Below are 24,257 nucleotides of genomic sequence, written 5' to 3' on the forward strand. Positions count from 1 at the left end.
AGACAGGATGGGGAAACGCATCTCCGGAGAAGAACGCCGGAAATCATTACTTCGTATGATTGAGGAAAGTGAGCAACCTGTCACAGGAACGGCACTGGCGAAACAAGCAGGTGTCAGTCGCCAAGTGATCGTGCAGGATTTATCATTGTTAAAGGCAAAAGGATATCCTGTCATCGCGACAGCTCGTGGCTATTTGATCAATGATCCGGAAGTCGACGGCTCAAAATTACGCCGAAAGATCGTTTGCCGTCACGGCATCGATCAGTTAAAGGATGAGTGTGACGCCATCGTTGACGAAGGGGTCGTCGTCCGCGATGTCATCATCGAACATCCCGTCTACGGCTTCATCACTGGAGAATTGATGCTAAAAAGCCGCCGAGATGTCCGCGTATTGCTAGAACAGCTAAAGGAGACCCAAGCCACTCCGCTGTCGAGCTTGACGGACGGAGTCCATATTCATACGCTGGAAGCGGATCATGAAGAAGCACTAGAAGCAGCTATCGCAAAACTCGATCGTCTCGGAATTCTCGTTTCGGAGCTCGATGTCTGAACAATAAAAACCGCCTATTCCCAAGGAATAAGCGGTTTTTTATCGTTCAATCGGTTCAAGTCGTGTCTCCGGCATCGTAGATGGCGGATCAAACGCTGCTAAGACTTTGCGGACGCGTCGGTTTTCGATATGCAAGACCGTCAACGTGACACGTTCATAACGCATCGCCGTTCCAACGTCCGGCAATTGTCCGCTCTCCTCCATGATCCATCCCCCGAGTGACTGGGCATCGGTGTCTGGCATCGTCAATTGAAATTGCTGACAGAAGTCTTCAATGTCATACTCTGCTAGACATTCGTATTGCTCTGGACCAATCCGTTTCGTATATTCCAATGATTCATCGTGTTCATCCCAAATCTCCCCGACGATTTCTTCTAAAATATCCTCAAGGGTGATCAGACCTGCCGTCCCTCCGAATTCATCAAGGACGACTGCCATATGGGACTGCTTGACTTTGAGTTCCGGTAATAAATCCATCAATCGTGTCTGTGGTACGACGAACGATACCGGTCGAATCCATTCTCGGATATCGACAGAGCCGTTCTTCACATACGCACGCAGAAAGTCCCGCTCCGATAATACACCGATGACGTGATCAATCGAATCCTTATAGACCGGTAGACGAGAATAGCCACCCTTCTGGACCTCTGCAAGGATATCTTCAAGCCGCGCATCAATATCGATCGCTTGAATGTCCATGCGAGGCGTCAACGCATCCTCGACCGTCGCATGTTGAAAATCAACCGCTTGATGAACGAGTTCAGCCTCTGCAAGCCCCATGATCCCCTCTTCTTGACTGATATCAACGAGTGCTTTGAGTTCCTGTTCAGTCACGAGCGGTCCTTTTGGATCTGCTCCAATCAACCTTAGCGCTAACTGGCGTAAGCGGAGTAACAGGAAGACAAGTGGTCGAAAGCACAGTAAGAAGAAGCGCAGTGGATGTCCGATCAACAACACGTAACGTTCCGTATGTTCACGGGCATACGACTTCGGTATCAATTCCCCGAACAACAGCAACAGGAAAAACAGCGCAAGAAAGGCAATGGTTTGTGTCGCGATCGTCTCGACGAACTGGATGATCCACCAGCCACCAAATAAGATAAAAGCGACGTTGACGATCGTATTCCCAATCAAAATCGACGTCAGTGTCTCTTCATAGCGTTGAAGTAAACGAAATACACGGGACGCACGCGCGTCCCCTGCTTCCGACTGATGCAACAATCGCAACCGATTGACACTCGCGAGTGCCGTCTCGGCTGAGGAAAAGAATGCGGATAAGACGAGAATCGGAATTAACCAAACGAATGAAATCATGGGCAATGGGTCCACGATGCTTTCACACTCCGTTTCCTAATGGAATGAACCGCTTAGAAGGATGACTCGACGAATTCGAACTCGAAATCACGGATACGAACGACATCGCCGTCGATCGCACCAAGACGACGTAACTCTTCGTCGACACCCATTTGACGCAGTGTCCGAGCGAAACGTTTAATCGATTCTTCACGCATGAAGTTTGTCATCGTGAAGAGTTTTTCGATCCGTGGTCCTTTGATGACGAAGCAATCGTCTTCATCTTTCGAAATCGTAAAGCCGGCTTCAGGTGCTTCGTAACCGTAGACGACACGTGGTGTCGCTGTTTTCTCTTCGAGTTCCTCAAGACCAAATTCTGGTGTTGCATCGACGAGGTCCGCGATTCGGAATAACAGATCGCGTAATCCTTGACGTGTTGCTGCTGAAATCTCGAATACTTCAAGCTCTGGGAAAGCTTCCTTGAAGGCTTCAAGATGTTCTGCCGCATCCGGCATGTCCATCTTGTTCGCGACGACGACTTGCGGACGCTCTGTTAAGCGCAGGTTATAGTCTGCAAGTTCTTTATTGATGATGTTGTAGTCTTCGATTGGATCGCGGCCTTCCATCCCACTCATGTCGATGACGTGGACGATGACTTTCGTCCGCTCGACGTGGCGTAGGAACTGGTGACCGAGTCCGACACCTTCACTTGCGCCTTCAATCAATCCTGGCAAGTCAGCCATGACGAAGCTACGGCTATCTTCCGTTTCGACGACACCGATGTTCGGTGTGATCGTCGTGAAGTGATACGCGCCGATTTTCGGACGTGCTGCTGAAACGACTGATAACATCGTTGATTTTCCGACACTCGGGAAACCAACGAGACCAACGTCTGCTAGCATCTTCAGCTCAAGTTTCAAGTACTTCTCTTCTCCTGGCTCACCGTTTTCAGCGTGCTCAGGTGCTGGGTTGGCAGGTGTTGCAAAACGTGTATTCCCACGTCCGCCACGTCCACCTTTTGCGACGATCGCTTGTTGCCCGTGATGGACGAGGTCAGCGATGACTGCATTCGTATCGTCATCATAGACGACCGTACCCGGTGGGACCTTGACGATTAAATGCTCGGCTTTACGACCGTGCATGCCTTTTGACATACCGTTTTCACCTTGAACTGCTTTAAAGTGACGTTTGTAACGGAAGTCCATCAATGTCCGAAGCCCTTCGTCGACTTCAAGGACGACGTGAGCCCCGTGACCACCGTCACCGCCGGCAGGACCGCCGTCCGGAACGTATTTCTCGCGACGGAACGCTACTTGCCCACGTCCTCCGTCACCTGCTTTTACATAAATATTTACCTGATCGACAAACATGTCGGATCCCTCCTCTTACTTCTCTTCCTCAAACGGAAGACTTTCAATCTCAATCACACACTCATTTTCCGTCTGCGACTCGATTTCCATCGGCGTCACTAGATCCTCAAGGCGCGACATATCTAGTAGATCCCGATAGATCTCGATGGTCACGCCCTCGTGGAAGGTCACGGATACTTCTCCTACTCCTACATCAATCATGGCGATGGCTGCTTCGACGAGTTGCTTCAGCCGCTCATCTTCCATGTGGGGTGCTCCGATGACATCATACGTCACAGTTTTGCCTGACCATTCAGCTTGCAGTAACGCCAGTGCGGTTTTCGGCAATCCGATTCGCGCTAAACGTCCTTCCCGAGATGCTTGCTCCCGGTACGCCGAACAGATCGACTCGACTGCTTGTTCGTCTCCGATCGCGCCATACGAACGGACGAGTTGTATCCGGTTCAACCACTCGTGACGAAGAGTCTTCAAAAGATCAAGTACCTGCTGTTCCTCCATCGGTCGTTCCCTCCTAAAAAAACAGACCCTAACCCTCGAAAGTGGCTAGAGTCTGCTTCGTCGATCCTTATGCTGGGTAAACGCTGACTTGTTTCTTGTCGCGTCCGAGACGTTCGAAACGAACGACACCAGTTGCAGTTGCGAAAAGTGTATCATCGCCACCACGTCCGACGTTCATACCTGGGTGAATCTTCGTACCGCGTTGACGGTAGAGGATTGAACCAGCAGAAACAGTTTGACCGTCTGCACGTTTCGCCCCAAGGCGTTTCGATTGCGAGTCACGACCGTTCTTTGTCGAACCTACCCCTTTTTTCGATGCGAAGAACTGAAGATTAAGTTTCAACATGTGGAATCCACCTCCTATACTTGTTCAAGTTGGATAAACTCACCGTAACTTTCAGCGATGGTACCAAGTTGGACCAAAGTCGCTTCCAGTAACAATTGGGTGCGCTCACTGACATCCGGTGCTAAGTCAGCGTACGGTTCTACATAAAAGTAGCCACCCTCTTGTTGTTCTGCCATTTCAAGGAGCAGGACCTGCCCGAGTAATGCTTCTATGGCATTGTATGCCCCGAAGATCACCGACGAGACGCCGGCACAGACAAGGTCGAGACCTGGTTCTGCGAACTCGGCATGTCCTGTCACTTCGATGGAGCGGACGAGTTCCGCTTCATCTCGTCGAATCTTGACACGTATCATGGCTTACGCTTCGATTTTCTCGATGCGGACCTTCGTGTAAGGTTGACGGTGACCTTGCTTACGACGGTAGTTCTTTTTCGCTTTCATTTTGAAGACAGTGATCTTTTTCGCGCGAGCGTGTTTGATGACCGTTGCTACGACCTTCGCACCTTCTACGAGTGGAGCGCCGACTTTAACATCGTCACCACCAAGGATCAATACTTCACCAAATTCAACTGTGCTGTCGACGTCTGCGTTTAATTTCTCAACGTAGATTTCTTGGCCAGCTTCAACTTTGACTTGTTTACCACCAGTTTTGATAATTGCGTACATTACGTGCACCTCCTCTTAGGAACTCAGACTCGCCATCACGGGCAGCGGATGCTTTAAAACCCGATCTGTGCGGTTGTAGTCATTTGGGTGCTTCCAAACGAACTAACGTTATTCAGAATACCAAACGTTCTTCCACCTTGTCAATGCTGTTCTGAAGGATTATTCCGATCGCTTGATGAAATCGAGACAGTCCTGTGACGCCCCCGTGAACAGGACCGCTGGATCGCCTTCGAGCACATGGACTTCGAGCGGTTGACGAGAGATGAATTCGTCTTGCAACAGATGCCGTGGTGCGCGAATCACGACCGCTTCCGCATAGGTCGCAATCTCAAGTAACTTCGGTTCAATCAAGCGATAGACACTCAATCGCGTCCACTGCCCGGATTCCTGTGAGCGTTCCTGTAGCGATTTCCCGTGACGTTGTCGTGTCAGTTCGCATAAGCCCATCTTCGTAAAGCCATAGACTTCGATTTGTTTCGTCTCGAGCGCCGCTCGTTCTTTGAGGAGTTGGGTCACCCGTGTCTGACCTTTACTAGAGCCACGTAAAAAATCGATCGCAATCATACCGCTAATGTTGCGCAACCGTAATTGGCGCATGACTTCGACGGCAGCCGCTTCATTGATTTGATCAAACGTCCGCTTTTGTTCCTTGACGGAGATCGTCTTCCCACTGTTGACGTCGATGACAGTCATCGTCTCGACCTCTTCAATCAAGAGATACGCTCCCCCGTCAAGCCAGACGACTCGTTGCATCGCCTTCTCGATTGCGCCATCGATCGCTTCCATCTCAGGTAAGCGTCCTTTTCGTAGCGACCGTTCGACGGACAGACCAAGCAATTCCAGGCGTTCCTTTTCCTGACGCGTCATGACGAGCGCATCGGTGACATGGGGAAGTCGTTTTGCTTCCTGAACGATCAGTGCCTCGTCTTGTTCAAGACGCGGTGCCTGCATGAGTTCTTGATGTCGTGTCCGTAATGACTGAAGCTCTTGCTTCAATTCGTCAATTGATGCTTTTGCTGCCTCTGTCCGGTAGAGAATCCCCTCTTCTTCCGTCGTCGTCAGTTGCTCCGCCAGTTGACGCTGGACGACGAGATCTAGCTTTCGACTGAAACGGATACGTCGACCGTATGGGAAATAGACGAGATAACGTCCACCATAGGTGATGTTCTGCGTCACTTTGTGTTGCTTCGGTGCGACTCCTTCCTTGACGACTTGGACAAGTAACGTCTGTCCGACCTGGACCGCTTGCCCGATCGTCGGTACGTCCGGATAGCGACGCAGTGCTTCCACCGTTTCATTCAGCGGTAAGTAAAGCGGCGTGCCGTCGGTCGCGATCAAAAAGGCTGCTCCGAGCGTCGGATGCAATCGGTCAACTTTCGCATACACGAATGTACCGACGCGAATTTCGTCGCGCATCCGTTCATGGTATTCAATCAATCGACCGCCTTCGACCAATGCCAATCGTTCGAGTGAAGCGGTCTGTTCACTAATCCATCGCATACTGATCCCTCCAAAAAAATTAGACTAGGCGCGACGATGTCGTCCTAGTCTAATTTCCCATTCTTATTTCATCCCAAGCATCTTCTTCAATTTAACGAAGAATCCTTTTTGTGGTTGTTCATTTAAATCAAGCAGTGGTACAGATTCTCCGAGAATCCGGCGGGCAATGTTCCGGTAGCCGAGTCCAGCCCGGTTATCCGGATTCATCGTCACAGGTACACCGCGGTGTGAAGCAGCGATGACTTCTTCATCATCGATGATCAGACCAAGCAAATCGATCGAAAGGATACGCATGATCTCATCGATGTCGAGCATGTCACCTGATGCCATCATGTGTGAACGCACACGGTTGATGACGAGTTTCGGAACGATGTTACGTTCTGAGCGTTCGAGCATCCCGATGATCCGGTCCGCATCCTGAACGGCTGCTTTTTCCGGTGTCGTCACGACGACGGCTTCATCGGCTCCAGCGATTGCATTCATGAAGCCTTGCTCGATTCCTGCAGGGCAATCGATCAAGACGAAGTCGTATTCGAGTTTCAGTGTATCGATGATTGCCTTCACCTGTTCGGGTGTGACGGAGGACTTATCCTTTGATTGAGCAGCAGGCAACAGATACATCTCTTCAAAACGTTTATCGCGGACGAGTGCTTGGTGCAACTTACATTGCCCTGTCACGACGTCAACGATGTTATAGATACTCCGGTTATCGAGACCAAGCACGATATCCAGATTACGTAACCCGATATCCGTATCAACGAGGCAAACGGAATGTCCCATCAATGCAAGTGCTGTTCCGATGTTTGCAGTCGTCGTTGTCTTTCCGACGCCACCTTTACCGGATGTGACGACGATGGCGCGTCCCATGTTCGTCTTCGCCTCCATATGTACCTGTTCTTTCACTTGTTCCATATCCGTCACCCTCTTTCACTATCAATCGCAAACTGATCCATCCGCGCGAGCGGAACGGTTTGAAGGCGGGAGAATTCGACCCCGTCTTCGCCTAAAAATGCACAACCCATATCGAGAGCTGGAATCGGTGCGTCGTCCGGTTCTTCGTGGACGGTGCCAGCGACTGCGACCCACTTCGGCTGCAATACACTCGCCGCAATGACGGCTTCCGCATTGCCACCTTTTCCTGCATGAACGGTACCACGTAAAGCACCGAGACAATAGATACTTCCTGTCGCATGGACGACCGCACCTGGATTGATATCTCCGATGATGACGATCGAACCTTCGACGTCTAATACGTGCCCACTGCGTGCCGTTCCACCGAAGTAATGAAACGTTCGCTCTCCGTACAAGGCTTTTGCCTCGTCCTTCGTGATGCACTCACTGTCATAGCCTTTGAAAGAGAAGGAATCATGTCGCGCGACGATAGATTCGACGGCCGTCAACACTCCTTCATCGACATAACGTCGACCGAAGAAGAAGGTAATCGGTACGGCGCGTCCGTTCTCGACGGATTTGTCCGCAAGCGTCAACTCTAGATCGTCAAGAAATTCATCCACACTGCACCTTTCATTCACATAGACGGCGAGGCCACCACGATGACCTTTCATCGTTACATAACGTTTACGCTCAATCATGACTCATCCTCTTTTCTCGTCAAGGGTCGACTGCACGAGTCGGGTCATCGGATAATACAGGATGATGATCCCGATCAGCTGGGCAACCAGACTCCTTGGAATGATCTGTGTCGCGAGTTCCTGGAAGGAGACTCCGACACCTACGACCGAAGCCGTGAAGAAATATATATCGAGCTCATACAAAATGGCACTGAACGTGAACGTGACAAGAATCGTCAATACGTTCTCCTTTACATATTTTAGCACGAAGCTACTAAAAAGCGGAATGGCGGATAACGCAAATAAGTAAATGCCGATGATATCCGAGTACACGAAATCATACAGCAATCCAAAGACGAGTCCGAATCCGAGTGCCTGTTCAAGTTTTCCATACCGACCGAGGAACATTAGACCAATCAATGTCGCATGGATGACGTACGGTGAACCGTCTCCGAGTGGTCCTGCGAACAGCGTTCCTTCTAAGATAAAAAGAAGGAACACGGCGAAAAACAACTTAACGTTATTCACGAGTGTCCCCTCCCTTATCGGTCTCAGCGAAAGGTTCCTTCGCTTCGCGCTCAATCACGAAGACATGACCGAACTGTTCGAAGTCTGCTGCCGGTTTGACGTATGCGATTTTCGAAGCCCCATACTGATCGGATTTCACTTCCTCGATTTTTCCGATGACGATTCCGCTCGGATACTTTCCACCAAGACCGGACGTCGTGACGGTCTGCCCTTTTTTCAGCTTCGCGTCATTCGGAATTTTCGTGAACTTGAGTAATTTCGTCTCCTCATCAAAGCCTTCGATTGTACCGAAGACTCCTTTTCCTTTCGTGTCGTCTGCCGTTGCCGAGACATTATTCGTCCGACTCGTATCTGACATCAACTGCACGAGGGATGTATACGCACTCGCCTGGATGACGCGACCGATCAGTCCATCTGCTGTTACGACGGCCATGTTCGGCTTGACTCCTTTTTGTTCGCCGATGTTAATCGTAACGAACCGTTGCCATTCGGACGATGTCCGACCGATCATCTCTGCTGGTAACAATTTATAGTCGCGAATCGATCCGTTCAGGTCGAGCATATCTTTCAATTCTTTATTCTCACGTTCTAGATCACGGACTTTGACGGCATTACCGGCATAGTCACTTAAACGTGATTTCAAGTGTTCGTTCTCTTTGTACACGTCACGCACTTCTTTAATCGAAGTGACCGTATCATCAATCCAGCCAATCGGTGTCGCGAAAAGGCGTTGACCGACGCCCACGGTATCCCGCACGAAGCTTTGATACCAGTGGGATTGGTTACGCCCTTGTAGCGAAATCCCGATTAAGATCACCAAAAGGAGAAAACTAAGGAGTGTGATGAGCAGTTTTCGATTATTTAAAAATCGCTTCATCGCTCATCCCGTCCTTATCTTTTTTGCGAGATGCCTGATTTCGAACGAAGGACATTCATCATCTCGAGTGATTTTCCTGTACCGATTGCGACACAATCGAGTGCGTTTTCCGCAACGAGTGTCAAAATGCGTGTTTCGTCTTCGATGACAGCGTCGAGGTTCTTCAAGAGTGCCCCACCGCCTGTCAAGACGATTCCACGGTCCATGACGTCTGCTGATAATTCAGGAGGCGTCTGCTCAAGCGTATGTTTGACACCTGCAAGAATCGCTTCGACTGTATCCGAGAGTGCGTCACAAATTTCAGCACTTGTGACTTCAATCTGTTTCGGAAGACCTGTGACGAGATCACGTCCACGGATTTCCATCGTTTCGTTTTCTGACTCTTCATCGATGCGAGCGTAACCGATCGTCATTTTCAACGTCTCAGCTGTCCGCTCCCCGATCATCAAGTTGTATTTCGATTTGATGTAACGAATGATCGACTCATCCATCTCATCACCACCGACACGGATCGATTGGCTCGTAACGATACCACCGAGTGAGATGACAGCAACTTCTGTCGTACCACCACCGATATCAACGACCATCGAGCCTGTTGGTTCTGAAACCGGAAGACCCGCTCCGATTGCTGCTGCGAATGGTTCTTCGATCGTGTACGCTTCACGCGCACCTGCGAGTTTCGCTGCATCTTCGACCGCACGTTTTTCAACTGATGTGATACCACTTGGTACACAGATCATGACGTTCGTCTTAGAAGAGAACAAGCCTTTCTTCTTCGAAGCTTGATCCATGAAATATTTGATCATCGTAGCGGTTGTTTCATAATCCGCGATAACCCCGTCTTTCATCGGGCGTCGTGCAGTCACGTTACCCGGCGTACGACCGATCATGTTTTTCGCTGCGTTACCGACAGCTTCAATTTTCCCTGTATCCGTACGGAAGGCGACGACGGACGGTTCACGAACGACGATTCCCTGCCCCTTTACATACACAAGCGTGTTAGCCGTACCTAAGTCAATGCCGATTTCACGGCTGAATGATCCAAACATTATTCAAAAAACCCCTCTCTGAGAATACACTTCACTAATTATAACGGAAAAGCCTTCATTGGAAAGCGTTAAAACGTTACAGCTTGTTTACAGTTCGCCTTAGAAAACACACAAAAAAACGTCTGACGGAAAGAATCGAACCTTTCCCTTCAGACGTTATTCTTACATAAATCCGCGCTGTTTCATACTAATAAATTGTCCATGCCCGATGATGATGTGGTCAAGACAACTGATTCCAATGAGTCGTCCCGCCTCAACAAGTCGCTCGGATACCTCGATATCTTCGCGACTTGGCGTCGGGTCACCGGACGGATGATTGTGGACGGCAATGAAGTTCGCAGCCGAGCAGCGAATCGCTTCCCGGAAGACGTCTCGCGGGTGGACGATTGACGTGTTCAATCCTCCAATGAATAACGTCTTTTTCGAGACGACCTCATTTTTCGTATTCAAATACAGGCAGATGAAGTGTTCCTGCTGATAGAGACGCATCTCTTCTAACAACAGTTCCGCCGCGTCTTCCGGTGAGCGGATCGTCGGTCGTACCCACTTCGGTTCCGTGACGAGCCGACGACCGAGTTCCAGTCCAGCCATGATTTGTAGTGCCTTCGCCTTCCCGACCCCAGGTGCTTTTTCGAGTCCACCGACTCCAGCCGCCTCAAGTTCGATCAATGAAGGATAGATGTGCAGTAATTCTTCCGCGATTTCAAGCGGTGTCCGGTCGCGCGTCCCACTTCGGACGAGACACGCCAGCAACTCGACTGTCGTCGCTTGTGCCAAGCCTTTCAACTGAACCATATCCTTCGGCCATTCAATCACAGCATCCGACCTCTCTATTTCAGGATTACGCAAACATCGGCTTGATTTCAAAGGACGCGAGACGTTTTGTGATCTCATGGATCGGCAGTCCGACGACATTATAATAGTCACCCTCGATTACCTCGACGAACAGACCACCCATCGCTTGGATGCCATAGCCGCCCGCTTTATCATAGGGCTCGTTCGTCGCGATATAGCCTTCCATCCACTCGTCTGGTAATGCACCAAAACGGACGTGCGTCGTCACGTCGAACGTCTCTTCCTTCTCTCCGAAGCGAATCGTCACGCCAGTCACGACTTCATGAGCGCGTCCTGACAGACGCGCAAGCATCGCCCGCGCTTCAGAAATATCCGCCGGCTTCTCAAGAATCATGTCATCGATTGCGACGACCGTATCGGCAGCCAGAATGACACCATCTGTTACAATCGCTCGCGCTTTCTTTTGTGATAGATGGCGAACGTATTCATGCGGTGACATCGGGTATGGTGCTTCTTCGACGACATTCGCTGGTACGACTTCATGAGGAATCCCGATTTGTTGCAGGAGCTCCGTCCGGCGTGGTGAAGCCGACGCGAGAATCAAGTGTGGTTGCGTTATCATCAGTATCACGTTCTTTCCCGTTAATTTCGAATCGGATAATTCGAGTCATCGTTTAGTCTAACAAAAAACAAGCGGTCCCTAACAGAGTAGGAACCGCCAAATGAACCTTAATTTCCTGTCACATCGACAAATGGATCCGACTTCGGTGTCTTCTCCTCGAGTGGCGTTTGTTTATCCGGCGTCAACTTCGTCAAATCCGGACGATAATACGACTCGATCTCGACTGTGAATGAGAGCATCTCATCCTCAAGTAAGACTGTTCCACTGCCTGGACCCGGCTCTTCCGGTCCCGACAACTGGATTTGGCGTAAGACCGTGATTCGATCCGTCCGCTCGATTTGCTTCAGGAATGCCATTAATTCAACATACGACGGGGCTTCGACTGTTAGTGATGCCGGAAGCGGTGTTGCATTCGCTGTGGTCGTTCCCGTCGTTGCAGATGAAGCTGCAGCTGCCTGATCAGACTCCGTCGCCATCGCTCCGTCAACAGCAGGTGTTGAGGTCACCGGTGACTGTGGTGCTGTCTCTGTCGCCTGACCAAACGTGATCGACTGGACTTTGACACCAGCAATCTGACTCGATGCGTTGATCGCATCGATGACATCATCGTTCGATGCCGTCACCGGGACTTTTTGTTGGAGAAAACTCGACTCAGCGACGTCGACTTTCTGCTCGTTCGCTTTCGCTTGTTCGAGTACCATCTGTTCCCGCTTCAGCGTCGCTTCTTTTTCTTGCAACGTTTGGTGTGTCGTATAGGTCGTATAACCGAAGTAACCAACCGCACCGAGGACGATCAAGATCGTTAGACCGAGGAGGATGAAGCTACTATAACGTTTCAATTGTCCGTCACCTCCTCGATTTCAGTCGTTACATTCGGATCAGTCGTCTCCGTCGTATCGGTCTCAGGAGTCGCTTCCGCCGAGCCATCCGTTTCCGATTCAGACGGCTGATCTTCTTTTGGTACTTCCGGATCAGCCTCGTTCGTCTCACCTTTGACGACTTCCGTCGGGTTGACGTTTAACGAGAATTGTCCGATATAACGGGGTTCTTCTGATTTGGCATCTTCAGACGGTGTAATTTCCGTCGTCGGGACTTCTTGTCCGGTCGTCGGATCAACCGTCGTTGTCGTGACGACGTCGGCCTTTTCATTCATCGTCCGTGTCGTCACACTCGTAAGATTCGTTCCTGAGAAGACTTTATCCGTCAGTAACTCGCGATAAAAATCGTTCAGTTCATCAAGTGTCTCGAACTGGGTCGTCATCGTCACGGCATGATCTGCACCGTACGCAAATTGAAGAATGTAACCGCGTTCCGGGAGATAACGGGTAATCCGCTCAAGTGTTGGTACAGCAGGACGAGGCGTCGTCTCAAGTCCTTCGACCGTCTGTTTAAGTTGTGCAACTTCTTGTTTCGCCGATTGATCCGATTCCGACTGCAGCTGACGAACGATCTGGATTTGATCATTCGTCGATTCGACGCGATCCGCGAATTGATCGGTTTGCCAGTAGAGATAGCCACCGGCGAGTCCCCCGAACAATAAGAGGATCAATGAAGCGACGAGTGGGTACTTCGGTGCTTCATCGTTTTCGGGTAACAAGTTGATGCGGTCTTTTCGCGGTGAAGCAAGACCAGCAAGCGGTAAGTAGGCTCGTGGAATCGACTGTCCGTCGATCGTCATCATGTCAGGAATCTCATCAAGGTTTAAATCGAAGTTCGACCGGAAACGCGTCGCCAGTTCATCTCGGAACGGGAAGTCGCCGGCAAGGACGACGTTCGTGATTTCCCGTCCTTCGCGCGCGAGCGAAAAGCGATAGAAATCGAGCACTCGTGAGAACTCGAGCAACATCTCGTCTAAGACGAGTTCAACCGTCGGATCATCCGAACGGTAACGATAATGCAATTGATCATCGATGACATTAACATCCCACGCGTCAGCCGCAAACGTATCAACGGAGCGAATCAGACGCGGCACGTGATCTTCGATGATGATCAACTGGTGGTTCGTTGCATTCGCATTCCAGATCAATAATGTATCGGCTTCTGTCGTGACCGGATGATGGGCTTCGATCCCGAAATAGGTCGCGAGTGGTTGAGGTTCAGCTGCGACCAGTCGTAAATGCTTTTGTTTGAACAGTTGCGTATATTGCTTCAGCGCCTCGTTTGGCGCGGCATAGAGCATGATTTCTCGCTTGCCGTCTTCTTCCAGAACCGTGTAATCAAAATACGGTTCTTCAAACGGCAAGACGATACTATGTCCAATTTCCATGAATAAGTAACCGCGGATTTGATTCGTCTCGATCGTCTCCGGGATATCAAGTTTCCGAGCGAGAACGAGTGAACCATCGAGTGCCAGCACCGCTTGCGAGCCACGTGGTACTTTCAGCTTCGTCAGTAACCCGTCAAAGATGAAATCAAGCGAGGCTTCGGGTTGCAACCAGCCTCCTTGCAGTGTTCCCGGCGGCAGCGCGACGACTGCCTGGCGCTTGATGACGCCTTTTTTGACGACTGCACCGAAAATTGCGACATCGGTGAAATTAAAGTAGATATATGTACCTTTACGCCGTTGCGCCATATGTACGTTCTTCCTTTCTTAAAGCAGTAAATCGAGGTACCACGATACCCAATCATCCGCAAAATAATATGTCAGTAAGGTCCCGACGGCAATCGACGGGACGAAGGGAATTGGTTGTTTCCGTTTCACGCGTCCGAGTCCAAGTAACGTTAAACCAAGAACGGAACCGACGAATGCCGAGACGAACAAGGCAATGACGACGTGAAGCGGTCCAAGGAAGATTCCGAGCAGTCCGAACAGCTTGACATCCCCTGCTCCCATACCACGCCGGGAAGCAAGAAAGATGACAAACAATAGAACGAACCCGACGATTCCACCAATAATTGGATTATACCAGTTTTCGAGTGGAGAAAGGTAGCGCACAATCAAGGCAATCGGCAAAAAGATCAGCAAAATTTTATTCGGGATCAGCATGTAGGCTAAGTCCGACATCGTCAGGATGAACAGTAGGCTTGTCAGGACGAGCGTCAATGCGAGTTCCATCGACCAGCCGAACTGCCAGAAGGCATAGGCATAGAGGATTCCTCCGAGTAATTCAAGCGCTGGATACTTGATTGAGATCGGTTGTCCGCAAGAGCGGCATTTGCCGCCAAGCAGTGCATAGCCGAGTACTGGCGTCAGTTCGAGCGGTCCTAAGACATGTCCACACGTCGGACAATGAGAGCGCGGATGAACGATCGACTCCCCGACCGGAACGCGCAGACCGACGACGTTCGTAAACGACGTGATGAGTAAGCCTAATAAGAAAAAATATACCGTGAAGACGATCGTCATGACACGACCTCCCTTTCAAAAAAGTTCAGAAAAAAACCCCCGAGGAGGGGGTGGTAATTATTACTTTTCTTTTACTCCACTGCGCTTTAATGCTGAAGGAGCTGAAGCACTAAAATAAGTATAATCTGTTGATTTACTAGTTAACGTGACTGCATATGTGTATGAACCATTTTTCTCAGTGACAACTACATATGAATCTTTATAGTCTGCATCAGAGTTCAATGCATCCTTCATATCATCAATATACTTTTTCAAAGAGTCTGTGCGTGGTGCTGCTGCAGTACCTTTAGTAACATCGTTAGCCACGATAGCGTCGTTATTGTCATTAACCCCAACTTTTACTGTTTCACCAGGCTGAACAGGATTCGAAGATGTATAAAGTTTTGCTGCAGCTACTAATTGCTTCGCATCCGAAACAACTGCATCCTTACGTGAGTTCTCAATCAATCCACCGATTGCGACGACAGCGATTGCTGCAATGATTCCTAAGATAACGACGACGACGAGTAACTCGATCAACGTCAACCCGCGCTCATCACGCATTTGTTTTGCATCTAACCAGATTTCTTTTAAACGTTCTACCATTACATTATGCCTCCCTAGTACTTTTTTACTGTTTTTGGCTAGTAGGTAATACTATCCAGACGAATACTATTATAGTAGCACCATATTTTTTGTAGATTATGTCTTTTTTTCACAACAGGTAAATGTTTTTACAATTGTCAACTTGCTTGGATATCCGAGTAAATTTTAAACATCGGTACGACGACGGCAATGACGATGACCCCAACGATGGCAGCGAGGACAACAATCAGCAACGGCTCAATAATCGACTTTAATCGGTCCGTCGTCGTCTCGACTTCTGTCTCATAGAAGTTTGCGACTTCCGTCAACATCGTATCAAGACGCCCTGATTCTTCGCCAATCGCAATCATCTGCGTGACGAGCGGTGGAAAATATTTGTTTTTCTCAAGCGGCTCGTGCATCGGAATTCCGCGTGACATCGCTTCATTGGCACTCGCAATCCCCTTCCGGATGATCCGATTCGTGACGATCCGTTCCGTGATGTCGAGCGATGCCAGGATCGGGACCGAAGCGTTCAACAATACTGATAGTCCACGCGTCATCAAGGCAATTTGCGATTTTTGGATCAATGGACCAAAGACTGGAACCATCAATAAGAATCGATCAAAGAATAAACGTTGCCGTTCGTTTTTTAAATTGAAATACAGTAAGCCAATCAATCCGAAGGCAATCAGTAATAGTACCCACCAATAAGCGACGAAGAAGTCGGATACTGCGACGACGAGCTTCGTGATCAATGGTAGTTCACTACCGAGCTGATCGAAGATCGATGCAAAGGTCGGCACGACGTTCATCATCAAGAAAACGACGACTCCAACGGCAACGAGTGAAACGACCGCAGGATAAATCAACGCCGAGATGACCTTCCGTTTAATTTCGTACTGCTTTTCAAGTTGAGTGACGATGTTATCGAGTGCTTCCTCGAGATTACCACTCGCCTCTCCCGCCATCGCCATACTGACGAAGAACGTATCAAAGACACGTGGATGCTTTTCGATTGCTTGCGAAAACTGGATCCCACTTCGCAAATCGTCCTCGACCTCAACGAGTGCCCGTTCAAGTGGTTTCGACTCCGTCTGCTTGCGTAGAATTTCCGTCGCCTTGACGATTGAGACACCGGACCGCACGAGGGTCGCGAACTGCCGCGCATACATGACGAGATGTTCGATTTTCGGTTTGGCACTGAGAAACGTAATCTCGGTGTTCAAGCCTTTCGATTCTTGTTTTTCAAGCGAGGTCACAGCAATCTGATCCGTCCGCAACCGTTCTGCAGCTTCTCGTTTCGTCAGTGCTGTAATCTTGCCTTTCTTTCGTTTGCCGGCAATCGTCCGACCTTCATAAATGAATACTGCCATGTGTTCACCCCGATATGTACGGTGATGCAGCAGAAGCCGGAATCAATCCCCGACTGACGAGATCCTGCAATGCCATCTGCATCGTCTGCATGCCGTATTGTTTACCCGTCTGCAGGACGGATTGAATCTGATATTCCTTACCGGTCCGAATCAAGTTCGAGACAGCTGGTGTATCGACCATGATTTCAAGGGCTGCGACGCGTCCAGTTCCATCCGAACGCGGCATCAGGCGTTGCGAGACGACACCCGCAAGAACGTTTGCGAGTTGAGCCCGAATCTGATCTTGTTGCTCTGACGGGAAAACATCGATGATCCGGCTGACTGTCGAGGCAGCCGTCGACGTATGGACCGTTGCAAAGACGAGGTGACCAGTTTCTGCTGCTGTCACGGCGGTCGCGATCGTTTCAAGGTCTCGCATCTCTCCAAGCAAAATGACATCCGGATCTTGACGGAGCGCTGACCGTAATCCAGTCGCAAAGCGCGGCGCATCAATCCCGATTTCCCGCTGATCAATAAGACTTTTATGATGACTATGTAAGTACTCAATCGGATCCTCCAGCGTAATGATCCGTTTATACATCGTCTGATTAATTTCATTGATCATCGCTGCAAGCGTCGTCGATTTTCCGGAACCCGTCGGACCCGTCACGAGAATCAAGCCGTGTGGTTTCGTTAAGAATCGCTTTAAGACAGGCGGCAACGCTAATTGCTCAAGCGTTGGCACCTCGGTAGGAATCGTTCGAAACGCCATCGACAAAGCGCCCCGTTGGTAAAAACAGTTGACCCGGTACCGGGCGACACCGGTCACACCGAACGAAAAATCGATATCCCGGTCCTGCTTCAGCTGTTGATACATTTCTTCCGTGATCAACGACTGAACAAATCCATCAATGATGATCGGTTTCATCTTTTCTGTTCCAAACGGTGTCAACGTTCCGTTGATCCGAAAGACGGGCGGTGATCCCGCCGTCAAGTGAACATCGGATGCGCCTCGCTCTTTCGACGAACGTAAAATATCTTCGATTTGTGCCCGTTCGATCGTACTGTTCATTCTGAAATCACCGTCCGTAAAATCTCTTCTGTCGTCGTAATCCCATCTGCGACTTTGGTTAGACCATCTGCAAGCAGGAACCGTTGACCTTGTTCCTTGACATACGCTGTGATATCACTTTCCGTCGATTGGTTCATGATCATCCGACGTAACACTTCGTCGACCATGATGACCTCTTGAATCGCAACCCGTCCGCGGTACCCCGTCATATTACAAGACGAGCAACCACGTCCACGCATGACCGTTGTCGCTTCAATTCTCTCTTGATCAAATAACTCTTGCTCTCGTTTTGAAATCGGATGGACTTCGCCACAATCACGACAAACACGGCGAACGAGTCGTTGTGCAATCAATCCACTGACAGAAGCAGCTACGAGGAACGGTTCCACTCCCATGTCGATCAATCGCGTAATCGAACTAACGGCAGAGTTCGTGTGCAAAGTCGAAAGAACCAAGTGTCCTGTCAGCGAGGCACGAATCGAAATCTCAGCCGTCTCAATATCTCGAATCTCCCCGACCATGACGACGTTCGGATCCTGACGAAGGATCGAGCGAAGACCACTCGCAAACGTCAAACCAATCTTCGCATTGACTTGAACCTGGTTGATCCCATCGACCTGGTACTCGACTGGATCTTCGACAGTGATGATGTTGCGCGACTCGTCATTCAACTCATTTAAGGCGGCATACAACGTCGACGATTTCCCGGAACCGGTCGGACCAGTAATCAAGATAATCCCGTTCGGACGCTTCAACATCTCCCGGAACTGTGCTTCATTCCGCGAACTAAAACCGATTTTTGAAATCGAGATGTTCGAGTTCGAGCTGTCAAGAATCCGGATAACGACCTTTTCACCGTAAACGGTCGGCAAGGTCGAGACACGGAAATCATATGGTAATCCGTTAAAGACATATTTAATCCGTCCATCCTGTGGCAAGCGTGACTCGGTGATATCTAGTTCACTCATGACCTTGATCCGGGTCGTCAGAATGCTTTGGATCTGTTTCGGATAGTTGTTCTCCGTTCGTAATTCTCCATCAATCCGGATTCGGATCGTCATCGACGTTTCCTGTGGATCCATATGAATATCTGATGCACGCTGGGCAATCGCGTTCTCTAAAATTTGATTGACGAGCCGGATGATGGGTGCATCTTCGCGTGTCACGACATCACGGGATTGATCCGACTCCATCATGTCATCGGATTCGAGTGGCTCCCGTAACGACGAATCAATGTCGTAGTATTTCAGAATCGTTCGTCTGATTTCGTCACGCGTCGCGATTCCGACATCGATTGATAGACCGGTCTGCATCCGCAAATCATCGATCGCGATCAAATCCATCGGATCCGCCATGGCGATGAATAGACGATTTCCTTCCCGGTAGACCGGGACGAGCGTATGTCGCTGTGCGAGGTCTTTTGAAATCAGTTTCGTGACAGCGACGTCAACTGGATAGTTGTACAGCTGGATGATCGGAATCTTCAATTGGTGATGTAGCGCCTCTAGTAATTGTTGTTCCGTCAAGTGACCAAGTCGAAGGAGTGCATCCCCGAGTTTTTCGGTCGATCGTTTAACCGTCAACGCCTCTTCGACTTGTTGCTCCGTCACGAGGCTTTCTTCGATCAACATTTCCCCTAAACGTTTTCGTTTCATTGCCATTTAACGTGTCATCCTTCCGCGTGCCATGTTTCTTCTTCCTCTAACACATCCGGTTTTTGATGTTTTTCATCCATTACACTCGTCACTGCTGCCGTCAACAGACATAGGACGACAATTCCGACGAGGACGAGTGGGTTCGTAATCCAGTCGAGCTGGATGCTGAAGTAGATCAACGTTACGATCAAAATTGCCGCAACGGATAAAATCGCTTTCGTCGTCACGGTCGTCACGTAAGGAATCGTCACCGCAAACATCAGACCACAGATGATCGTCGCTAGACCGATAATGATACCGAGTTCAATTGCTATCGTCGTCCAGTTCATCTTTTTTCCTCCTTCTTATCCAACAGGTTCCCCTGTTGTTTCACCTTCTACTGGTGAAGCAGGATCACCCGTTTCATTACTATCTGGTGTGTCGGGTGTCGTCGGACTTGTCGGAGACGTTGGTGTATCTGGCGTCTCGACGCCATCTGTCTGCGGCTCATCCGTTGTTTGGTCATTATTTGTATCCGTTGAATCATTGGAATCATTCGTATCTGTCGAATCATCGGAGTTCGTGTCGTCTTCCGGTTCAGGTACGACGACAGGTGCTTGTTCTTCTTGACTACTCTTTGTGACGATTGCCGGGATGGCGCTGTAGAAATCAAGAGACAATAACTGCTTCTTCTCCCCTTGAGCCGTCTTCGTCACGCGATAGACTTCAATCGATTTCCCTTCTTCTCCCGCTTGTGTATCACTCGTCGTTCCTGCCGTGAGCGTTGCAGAATAACGTGTGATCGTCCGGAATGGAATCATTTTTTCGCCTTCAAGGACGGTCGTGACCGTTTCTTTGAACGGTGTGCCTCGCAATTCAAGCGTGACATCGCTTCCGTTTTGGGTCGCAATGACACGATAGATGGATGCTTGTGTATTACGAACGGCAAAATCTGTTTTTTCGTCAATTTTGACATCGTATCCCAGTGTGACGCCGTCTGGTAATGCCGCATGCGGCATCCGTTCGACGATTTCAAATGGCGTTTTTGCAAACAATTCGTATAACTTGCTACCGACATACGATCCCGCGACTGCATCCATACCGTACGTCTTGACATTCATCAATTGTCCCGGCTTGATTTCCACATTCATCATTGCTGTGATCATCTGTTCTTCAGCAGCAGAACGCGTCGAGAACGAAACCGTTGAAACGACCTCACCTGTTGGATCGACTGCAGCATCCGATTGAGCAGGATCAAAGTTTCCTTCCTGTAACGTTTTGCTCGTATCGATTAACCATGTCTTAAAGGTAACGAGTTGCTCATCCGAGTAACTGATTGGCTGCGTCGCTAGAAAATTCTCAAGCGACGCTTCATCTACCGTCACCATCAAGTCTCCGCCTTTTTTCAAAGAAGCTTTTTTGACAGAATCAGCGGCGTTGATCGTCACGACTTCTGTTGGAATCGGTGTCGTCTCTTCTCCCGTTCCAGTCGTCAGCGGCGCTTTCTTCGTCCACTCCGTAATCGCTTTCTCAACTTTCGATTGTGCTTCCTTTCGATCCATGCCACTGACTGGAACCGATCCAATCCGTGCCGTCTCAGAAAACGTCGTCGGTGCCGTTGCTTTACCGGCAAAGGAAATCAAGGCAAACGATGGTACGTAAATCAGAGCTATTAGTACAAGGAGTAAAAGTGTATGTATAACAAAACGCTTCGGATTAATCATCATCTGTTTCCTTTCTGTATGAATTTAATCATTTCAGGTGCCTAGTATTTCCATTATAATGAATATTATGATGAAACATAAGTCCTATCCTGACAAATCCTTTCATGATCTGTGAATAGGTGCTGTTTTTGATTTTCTAGAAAATCATTTAGGATCTTTCATCCTCATCTATCATGAAGTAGAGGTGAATCCATGCAACGCGAGCAAGGCGGTTTTTCGCTAATCGAAGTATTAGTCAGTATTACGATCTTATCTATCATATCGGTCTCTCTGATCAGCATTTTTTCTCAGTCACTAGCTGCCTCACGCGACAGTACAGAGTTGACGTTTGCGAATTATTTGGCAAAAAACGCAACCTCTTATATCAAGCGAGAAGCTTTAGAAGCGACAAGTGATGAACCCTTCGCCTTCAGTTCTCTATCTACACAGGCAGACAAAGCTACTTATCTGAATGGAAAATATGTCATTCCAGAGCCTACGTCTCCTTCTTGTGAACTATCGGCTATTTGCTCATCAATCTTTACTAATCCTGAAATCAATAATATTGCCTTTGAAGTCAAATACAGTGTGACTCCTCGGAAACTCGAAGGAGTCGTTAATCCGAATCTTCTGGACCTCCATGTATTCGTTTACATAGAAGGAACAACTGAACCGATTACATCATTGAAAGGATCGATTACGAATGCGACGCTCAATCAAAGTTTTCCGACAACAAAATGACGGCTTCTCGCTCGTCGAACTACTCGTCGCCATCGTCATCGCCTCGATTTTCAGTGCTGTCATCCTGACGGTATTCATCTCTGGTACGAAAAGCTTTCGGGCAACAGGAATCATCAGTGAACTGCGTAGTGAAGCTGATAGCCGCGTCGGTATCATATTAAATGAAATCGGTGGATTTGATGCAATCCGAATCGATGAAGCAAAACAGCTATCGTTTTATAAAAGAACACTTCCTGTCTTAAACGCCGACACCGGTCTACTTGAACGCGCCAGTGGATTTGAACCTTTTAACGCAACAGAAGAAGCATCTTCTTCAGAGAAGGAAGTGACACCAGTTCGTTATACGTTCGCAGAACAAACTTTAGACAGCACCGAACTAACGTACGAATCGACACCACAGTCGATCGACGACCAAACGGAATTACTTCAAACTTTTAAGTTATCGAGTCCCGAGTATCAAACCATTACATCAGGAACATATCCGGGGCGCTATGTCATTCACGGGATTTTAACGATTACAACTACGATTCAATCGACAGATCAAGAAGAAGTCCAGACCTTCACGAGTACGATTGGATTTTAACTCAGAAAGGAACACGGTATGCGTAAATCCGAACAAGGCTATACATTACTTTTCGTTCTTGTGACTTTAACCGTCCTGTCCGTTCTCGCTGTTGCGACGATTGGCATCAGTTTACAGTCAACTCGCCTAACCGAAATCCGCGAGACGGATATCGATGTCGAGACGACGACACAAAATGATCTTGATTTAGCAGTCGCCTCCCTCCAAAACATTGTTTCAAAGACGACCGGGACTTCACCAACGACTTCTTCTCAAGCATTGTTTGAGAATCTCGACAGTTCTATCGTCTTACCTTTAAAAACAATCGTTCCGAACGTGACCGTCAAGCTAAATGAAGCCGCATCGAACGTTCGTGTCAAAGCGCTTGATTTAACAGCGACAGTTTCAAAACAAAAAGGCGATCAGCCGGCAATCAAAAAAACGTATCGACAACGTGTTTATTTGTCTGCGATTCCTAGTTTTTTGTACTATACGTTAGGTTCAGATGATCAAGTCATCTTAAATGGCGCTCCCTTGATCGAAGGTAATATTTTTTCCCGCAACGCTCTGCAAGCAACTGCGACCCCGATATTTAAATACAACGACGAGGATGGAATCTTCACTAATACAAAAGCACTTCCTTATATCGCAGGTCAGGTACGCGTTTTTCAAGAGAAGAATCAGCCATTACTGAAGTGCGGAGATTACCTTGTGTGTGATAAAACGATTTTTGATCCTAAAGGTGAGACAGAATTAGTATCAACGAAAGAAACACTCGTTCCGTTCGATTTCGATTATGCGTTGAACGATTTTCTGAAACTACCGGTGAATACGCCTCTTACACAAGTCGCGTCTACATTAAAAAATTCCTCGATTCCGCAGTCTATACTAACAGGACCTTTTTTAACAGAACTTGATACGAAGCGACAAATGATTAGTCCAGCATTAAACACAGGTAATACCGTGACGTTGACAGATGATCTTGTTCAGGAAACACTCGAACCTTTAATCATTAACGGGAATTTAACGATTTCTTCTTTGAACCCTTTGACCCAACCGCTTGAAATCAAGCGTCCTCTCATCGTTCTTGGCAACTTACTGATTCGAGGAAATGTTGGGTTTGCAACGACGATTTATGCGACCGGGACGAGTCGCCTGGATGACGCAAACATTCAAGGGCTGACTTCAACAGCTAAACAAAATACATTGATTTTACTCAGTAAAGGAAATCTCGTTATTAACCGCGTCAATAAATTTTCGACGCCTCAAACGACTACACCTGATTTAAATGCCTTTCTATATAGTGATGACAATCAAAAAAATACGATTTACTCTGTAGGTTCGACGATGAATGTACGCGGTGGCATTTTTACGAAGGGTAATCTAGAAGTCAACGCCTATCGTGGAAAATTGGATTTACCAGAAAATGCGTTTCCTGCAAACGTAAGAGAACTCGAAAAACTGATGGTCGCTAACAAATCATCTGACTTTGAAGCATCCCGTCTACGCATGGCGTATGATGCGACGGTATTAAAAAATCCAACCGCATTACTTCCACTCAATCGAGCAGTTCAATTGTATGTCGAAACACCAAAGCGCGTTCAACCGTAACACAC

Annotated in this window: 27 protein-coding genes and 1 other annotated feature; of the genes, 4 read left to right on the forward strand and 23 right to left on the reverse strand. The window is 48.6% G+C overall.

The genetic code is table 11. The features are described 5' to 3' along the window. The first annotated feature begins 7 nt into the window (after nt 1-7). Complete coding sequence (locus tag P401_RS0109505; RefSeq protein WP_029342252.1) at nt 8-550, forward strand: transcription repressor NadR; 543 nt, start codon at nt 8-10, stop codon at nt 548-550. 39 nt (nt 551-589) lie between these two features. Here P401_RS0109505 and P401_RS0109510 read toward each other — a convergent pair whose 3' ends face one another. From P401_RS0109510 to P401_RS0109620, 23 genes are all read right to left on the reverse strand, one after another. Next, nucleotides 590-1,864: a hemolysin family protein gene (locus P401_RS0109510; RefSeq protein WP_236627104.1), complete on the reverse strand. Its 1,275-nt coding sequence runs from the start codon at nt 1,862-1,864 to the stop codon at nt 590-592. A gap of 53 nt (nt 1,865-1,917) precedes the next feature. Next, complete coding sequence (gene obgE / locus P401_RS0109515; RefSeq protein ID WP_023468943.1) at nt 1,918-3,213, reverse strand: GTPase ObgE; 1,296 nt, start codon at nt 3,211-3,213, stop codon at nt 1,918-1,920. Nucleotides 3,214-3,228: 15 nt separating this feature from the next. Then, nucleotides 3,229-3,711, reverse strand: coding sequence for a Spo0B domain-containing protein (locus tag P401_RS0109520; protein ID WP_023468944.1), 483 nt, complete (start codon nt 3,709-3,711; stop codon nt 3,229-3,231). 67 nt (nt 3,712-3,778) lie between these two features. Continuing rightward, entirely contained in the window at nt 3,779-4,057 is a 279-nt protein-coding gene (rpmA, locus tag P401_RS0109525) for a 50S ribosomal protein L27 (protein WP_012370976.1), read from the reverse strand. 14 nt (nt 4,058-4,071) lie between these two features. Continuing rightward, entirely contained in the window at nt 4,072-4,410 is a 339-nt protein-coding gene (locus P401_RS0109530; protein WP_023468945.1) for a ribosomal-processing cysteine protease Prp, read from the reverse strand. 3 nt (nt 4,411-4,413) lie between these two features. After that, a complete protein-coding gene (gene rplU, locus P401_RS0109535; RefSeq protein WP_012370978.1) occupies nt 4,414-4,722 on the reverse strand; it encodes a 50S ribosomal protein L21 in 309 nt (102 codons plus the stop codon). A gap of 15 nt (nt 4,723-4,737) precedes the next feature. Further along, nucleotides 4,738-4,807 (reverse strand) — a sequence feature (ribosomal protein L21 leader region). 74 nt (nt 4,808-4,881) lie between these two features. Further along, nucleotides 4,882-6,222, reverse strand: a complete 1,341-nt coding sequence (locus P401_RS0109540) for a ribonuclease E/G (protein ID WP_029342254.1) — start codon at nt 6,220-6,222, stop codon at nt 4,882-4,884. Between the two features lie 63 nt (nt 6,223-6,285). After that, the gene (gene minD / locus P401_RS0109545; protein WP_029342255.1) at nt 6,286-7,089 is read right to left on the reverse strand and encodes a septum site-determining protein MinD; all 804 of its coding nucleotides are present in this window, start codon (nt 7,087-7,089) and stop codon (nt 6,286-6,288) included. Between the two features lie 50 nt (nt 7,090-7,139). After that, entirely contained in the window at nt 7,140-7,814 is a 675-nt protein-coding gene (locus P401_RS0109550) for a septum site-determining protein MinC (RefSeq protein WP_029342256.1), read from the reverse strand. Nucleotides 7,815-7,817: 3 nt separating this feature from the next. Beyond that, nucleotides 7,818-8,321, reverse strand: coding sequence for a rod shape-determining protein MreD (mreD, locus tag P401_RS0109555; protein WP_023468949.1), 504 nt, complete (start codon nt 8,319-8,321; stop codon nt 7,818-7,820). Further along, nucleotides 8,314-9,198, reverse strand: coding sequence for a rod shape-determining protein MreC (gene mreC, locus P401_RS0109560; RefSeq protein WP_029342257.1), 885 nt, complete (start codon nt 9,196-9,198; stop codon nt 8,314-8,316). Before mreC ends, mreD begins: the two co-directional genes overlap by 8 nt. Nucleotides 9,199-9,212: 14 nt before the next feature. Then, nucleotides 9,213-10,247, reverse strand: a complete 1,035-nt coding sequence (locus P401_RS0109565; protein ID WP_029342258.1) for a rod shape-determining protein — start codon at nt 10,245-10,247, stop codon at nt 9,213-9,215. A 162-nt stretch (nt 10,248-10,409) separates the two neighbouring features. After that, the gene (radC, locus tag P401_RS0109570; RefSeq protein WP_050677672.1) at nt 10,410-11,042 is read right to left on the reverse strand and encodes a RadC family protein; all 633 of its coding nucleotides are present in this window, start codon (nt 11,040-11,042) and stop codon (nt 10,410-10,412) included. Between the two features lie 46 nt (nt 11,043-11,088). After that, the gene (locus P401_RS0109575) at nt 11,089-11,664 is read right to left on the reverse strand and encodes a Maf family protein (RefSeq protein ID WP_029342260.1); all 576 of its coding nucleotides are present in this window, start codon (nt 11,662-11,664) and stop codon (nt 11,089-11,091) included. A 107-nt stretch (nt 11,665-11,771) separates the two neighbouring features. Continuing rightward, complete coding sequence (locus tag P401_RS0109580; protein WP_029342261.1) at nt 11,772-12,503, reverse strand: YfgM family protein; 732 nt, start codon at nt 12,501-12,503, stop codon at nt 11,772-11,774. Continuing rightward, nucleotides 12,500-14,236 carry a type IV pilus biogenesis protein PilM gene (locus tag P401_RS0109585; protein ID WP_029342262.1) on the reverse strand — a complete coding sequence of 579 codons (1,737 nt, stop codon included), beginning with the start codon at nt 14,234-14,236 and terminating at the stop codon, nt 12,500-12,502. Before P401_RS0109585 ends, P401_RS0109580 begins: the two co-directional genes overlap by 4 nt. A gap of 18 nt (nt 14,237-14,254) precedes the next feature. Then, nucleotides 14,255-15,010, reverse strand: a complete 756-nt coding sequence (locus tag P401_RS0109590) for a prepilin peptidase (protein WP_029342263.1) — start codon at nt 15,008-15,010, stop codon at nt 14,255-14,257. A gap of 60 nt (nt 15,011-15,070) precedes the next feature. Then, nucleotides 15,071-15,595 carry a type II secretion system protein gene (locus P401_RS0109595; protein ID WP_029342264.1) on the reverse strand — a complete coding sequence of 175 codons (525 nt, stop codon included), beginning with the start codon at nt 15,593-15,595 and terminating at the stop codon, nt 15,071-15,073. 137 nt (nt 15,596-15,732) lie between these two features. Beyond that, nucleotides 15,733-16,950, reverse strand: coding sequence for a type II secretion system F family protein (locus tag P401_RS0109600; protein WP_029342265.1), 1,218 nt, complete (start codon nt 16,948-16,950; stop codon nt 15,733-15,735). Nucleotides 16,951-16,954: 4 nt separating this feature from the next. Then, the gene (locus P401_RS0109605) at nt 16,955-18,001 is read right to left on the reverse strand and encodes a type IV pilus twitching motility protein PilT (RefSeq protein WP_029342266.1); all 1,047 of its coding nucleotides are present in this window, start codon (nt 17,999-18,001) and stop codon (nt 16,955-16,957) included. Next, nucleotides 17,998-19,662 carry a GspE/PulE family protein gene (locus tag P401_RS0109610; protein WP_029342267.1) on the reverse strand — a complete coding sequence of 555 codons (1,665 nt, stop codon included), beginning with the start codon at nt 19,660-19,662 and terminating at the stop codon, nt 17,998-18,000. The genes P401_RS0109605 and P401_RS0109610 overlap by 4 nt, the downstream gene beginning before the upstream one ends. Before the next feature lie 8 nt (nt 19,663-19,670). Then, on the reverse strand, nt 19,671-19,985 hold the full coding sequence (locus tag P401_RS0109615; RefSeq protein WP_029342268.1) for a hypothetical protein: 315 nt from the start codon (nt 19,983-19,985) through the stop codon (nt 19,671-19,673). A gap of 15 nt (nt 19,986-20,000) precedes the next feature. Then, nucleotides 20,001-21,197, reverse strand: a complete 1,197-nt coding sequence (locus P401_RS0109620) for a G5 domain-containing protein (protein WP_231925640.1) — start codon at nt 21,195-21,197, stop codon at nt 20,001-20,003. 354 nt (nt 21,198-21,551) lie between these two features. Here P401_RS0109620 and P401_RS0109625 point away from each other — a divergent pair, with 354 nt between their 5' ends. The 3 genes from P401_RS0109625 to P401_RS0109635 are packed head-to-tail and all read left to right on the forward strand — an operon-like array spanning nt 21,552 to nt 24,252. Next, the gene (locus P401_RS0109625; protein ID WP_029342270.1) at nt 21,552-22,079 is read left to right on the forward strand and encodes a prepilin-type N-terminal cleavage/methylation domain-containing protein; all 528 of its coding nucleotides are present in this window, start codon (nt 21,552-21,554) and stop codon (nt 22,077-22,079) included. Next, on the forward strand, nt 22,042-22,662 hold the full coding sequence (locus P401_RS0109630; RefSeq protein ID WP_029342271.1) for a prepilin-type N-terminal cleavage/methylation domain-containing protein: 621 nt from the start codon (nt 22,042-22,044) through the stop codon (nt 22,660-22,662). The genes P401_RS0109625 and P401_RS0109630 overlap by 38 nt, the downstream gene beginning before the upstream one ends. Before the next feature lie 18 nt (nt 22,663-22,680). Next, entirely contained in the window at nt 22,681-24,252 is a 1,572-nt protein-coding gene (locus P401_RS0109635) for a type IV pilus modification PilV family protein (protein WP_029342272.1), read from the forward strand. Nucleotides 24,253-24,257: the final 5 nt, after the last annotated feature.

It is taken from the genome of Exiguobacterium acetylicum DSM 20416 (assembly GCF_000702605.1).
In the GTDB taxonomy this organism is placed as follows: Bacteria; Bacillota; Bacilli; order Exiguobacteriales; family Exiguobacteriaceae; genus Exiguobacterium_A; species Exiguobacterium_A acetylicum.

Coding starts and splice junctions, on each gene's coding strand:
- P401_RS0109505 (WP_029342252.1), top strand. CDS start 8: ATGGGGAAACGCATCTCCGGAGAAGAACGCCGGAAATCATTACTTCGT.
- P401_RS0109510 (WP_236627104.1), bottom strand. CDS start 1,864: ATGATTTCATTCGTTTGGTTAATTCCGATTCTCGTCTTATCCGCATTC.
- obgE (WP_023468943.1), bottom strand. CDS start 3,213: ATGTTTGTCGATCAGGTAAATATTTATGTAAAAGCAGGTGACGGAGGA.
- P401_RS0109520 (WP_023468944.1), bottom strand. CDS start 3,711: ATGGAGGAACAGCAGGTACTTGATCTTTTGAAGACTCTTCGTCACGAG.
- rpmA (WP_012370976.1), bottom strand. CDS start 4,057: ATGTTGAAACTTAATCTTCAGTTCTTCGCATCGAAAAAAGGGGTAGGT.
- P401_RS0109530 (WP_023468945.1), bottom strand. CDS start 4,410: ATGATACGTGTCAAGATTCGACGAGATGAAGCGGAACTCGTCCGCTCC.
- rplU (WP_012370978.1), bottom strand. CDS start 4,722: ATGTACGCAATTATCAAAACTGGTGGTAAACAAGTCAAAGTTGAAGCT.
- P401_RS0109540 (WP_029342254.1), bottom strand. CDS start 6,222: ATGCGATGGATTAGTGAACAGACCGCTTCACTCGAACGATTGGCATTG.
- minD (WP_029342255.1), bottom strand. CDS start 7,089: ATGGGACGCGCCATCGTCGTCACATCCGGTAAAGGTGGCGTCGGAAAG.
- P401_RS0109550 (WP_029342256.1), bottom strand. CDS start 7,814: ATGATTGAGCGTAAACGTTATGTAACGATGAAAGGTCATCGTGGTGGC.
- mreC (WP_029342257.1), bottom strand. CDS start 9,198: ATGAAGCGATTTTTAAATAATCGAAAACTGCTCATCACACTCCTTAGT.
- P401_RS0109565 (WP_029342258.1), bottom strand. CDS start 10,247: ATGTTTGGATCATTCAGCCGTGAAATCGGCATTGACTTAGGTACGGCT.
- radC (WP_050677672.1), bottom strand. CDS start 11,042: ATGGTTCAGTTGAAAGGCTTGGCACAAGCGACGACAGTCGAGTTGCTG.
- P401_RS0109575 (WP_029342260.1), bottom strand. CDS start 11,664: ATGATAACGCAACCACACTTGATTCTCGCGTCGGCTTCACCACGCCGG.
- P401_RS0109585 (WP_029342262.1), bottom strand. CDS start 14,236: ATGGCGCAACGGCGTAAAGGTACATATATCTACTTTAATTTCACCGAT.
- P401_RS0109590 (WP_029342263.1), bottom strand. CDS start 15,010: ATGACGATCGTCTTCACGGTATATTTTTTCTTATTAGGCTTACTCATC.
- P401_RS0109595 (WP_029342264.1), bottom strand. CDS start 15,595: ATGGTAGAACGTTTAAAAGAAATCTGGTTAGATGCAAAACAAATGCGT.
- P401_RS0109600 (WP_029342265.1), bottom strand. CDS start 16,950: ATGGCAGTATTCATTTATGAAGGTCGGACGATTGCCGGCAAACGAAAG.
- P401_RS0109605 (WP_029342266.1), bottom strand. CDS start 18,001: ATGAACAGTACGATCGAACGGGCACAAATCGAAGATATTTTACGTTCG.
- P401_RS0109610 (WP_029342267.1), bottom strand. CDS start 19,662: ATGGCAATGAAACGAAAACGTTTAGGGGAAATGTTGATCGAAGAAAGC.
- P401_RS0109615 (WP_029342268.1), bottom strand. CDS start 19,985: ATGAACTGGACGACGATAGCAATTGAACTCGGTATCATTATCGGTCTA.
- P401_RS0109620 (WP_231925640.1), bottom strand. CDS start 21,197: ATGGATCGAAAGGAAGCACAATCGAAAGTTGAGAAAGCGATTACGGAG.
- P401_RS0109625 (WP_029342270.1), top strand. CDS start 21,552: ATGCAACGCGAGCAAGGCGGTTTTTCGCTAATCGAAGTATTAGTCAGT.
- P401_RS0109630 (WP_029342271.1), top strand. CDS start 22,042: ATGCGACGCTCAATCAAAGTTTTCCGACAACAAAATGACGGCTTCTCG.
- P401_RS0109635 (WP_029342272.1), top strand. CDS start 22,681: ATGCGTAAATCCGAACAAGGCTATACATTACTTTTCGTTCTTGTGACT.